Origin of the sequence: Jutongia hominis (assembly GCF_014384965.1) — a bacterium.
Classification (GTDB): domain Bacteria; phylum Bacillota; class Clostridia; order Lachnospirales; family Lachnospiraceae; genus Butyribacter; species Butyribacter hominis.
Genome location: NZ_JACRSW010000023.1, coordinates 1 through 1373, shown reverse-complemented (window position 1 = coordinate 1373; position 1373 = coordinate 1). Strand labels below are relative to the sequence as shown.

The 1373-nt window shown below is 33.7% G+C and carries 2 protein-coding genes; both read right to left on the bottom strand.

From position 1 onward, the window contains the following. Positions 1–116 precede the first annotated feature (116 nt). Positions 117–1151, bottom strand: a complete 1035-nt coding sequence (locus tag H8700_RS05495) for a hypothetical protein (protein ID WP_055195965.1) — start codon at positions 1149–1151, stop codon at positions 117–119. Positions 1152–1225: 74 nt separating this feature from the next. Continuing rightward, entirely contained in the window at positions 1226–1357 is a 132-nt protein-coding gene (locus H8700_RS12435; protein ID WP_118508227.1) for a cyclic lactone autoinducer peptide, read from the bottom strand. Positions 1358–1373 lie beyond the last annotated feature (16 nt).

Below are 1373 nucleotides of genomic sequence, written 5' to 3'. Positions count from 1 at the left end.
GTCTTTGTGTTATAAATGAAATTATAGGAACTTCCAACTTTCGTTATACTCATAAAATTGTTCTCCTTTCTGCATAGGAGTCAGTAATATGCTCTGACTCCTACATGAAATACTTTTTATAAATCTAATTCATTACCCGGATATGGCTCCATAATACACTTAAACTTTCCATTAATTCTTCCCGACCAATGCACTCCACTATGCGTATTTTGTGAACATTTTGCTCCAAATGTCCATAATTGACCTATTGAAGCATTGGTTATGCTCTTAATTGCATTGTCACCTGGTGTATTGTAATATGTTCTTCCTCCTGCACTCATATATTTACTCAGGTGTGAACATGTTCCTTTTGAGAAGGAATCAGATAAATTAATATTTATTATTGCTGTTGTAGATGGAAACGCATTTCTCAAATCACATGTATAAGTTTGATACGCAGTTCCAAAAAGATTTACCCCTCCATATGTTGGCATATCTACAATATCAAAAGTTTGTATAGCAGGACCAACATAGAAGAAATAATACATGGAATCTACCCAATCATTTCCACTACAAATCCTTATGTAAAATTTACCGGTATCTTTTGCAGTAAAATAAAAGTATTTTTCAGCAGCTCCTTTATAAACACTATTATATTCAGGATTTGTTGAATAAAAATATGAGGAATCTAAATCTTCACCCAAATAATATAATTCTATATACCAATCTCTGCGTCCAACATTTCGTAAATCTACAAAATATGTTTCACCCGCAGTTAATGAAGTGTAAAACCAATCTTCATCTGTTTCTGAATGAAGCCCTGCCGCTTTCATTCCTAAACGATATAAATCATTATTGCTGGTTACTTGAGTCGTTAATGTTTCAACCTTGCTATATGAAAATGCTGTAGTAGGTGAATCATTTTCTTCATAATCATCTGGAGTTGTTCCATATGTTTGGATTTCATCATCAGACAAGACATCATATTGTTCCTCGGATAAACTTATAGGAGACATTTCTTCTAACTTAACTGACTCCAAAGACTCAGTAACTACTTCTGGGTTATTCTCAATTACAGCATCTTCAGTCGTTGTTATTTCTGCCGCCATTACAGGTGTGCAAAACAGCATACTGCATACCATAGCCAAACTTAATAATCTTATTTTTTTCATTCGTTTCTCCTTTGACATCATTTAAAATCTTGAATTTCCTATTGTATTAGGAATCTAATAAATAGATTCACTAACTATCTCTTATTTTTTTCTTTCCGGCTAATCGGACGTTTCGGCTGATGCCATATTCCTAAACACGCAGGTGGAAATCCATCTATCCCATATACAGCTTCTTTTCTCATGACACGTTCTACAACCTTCAACACTTTCTTATTAACCTGC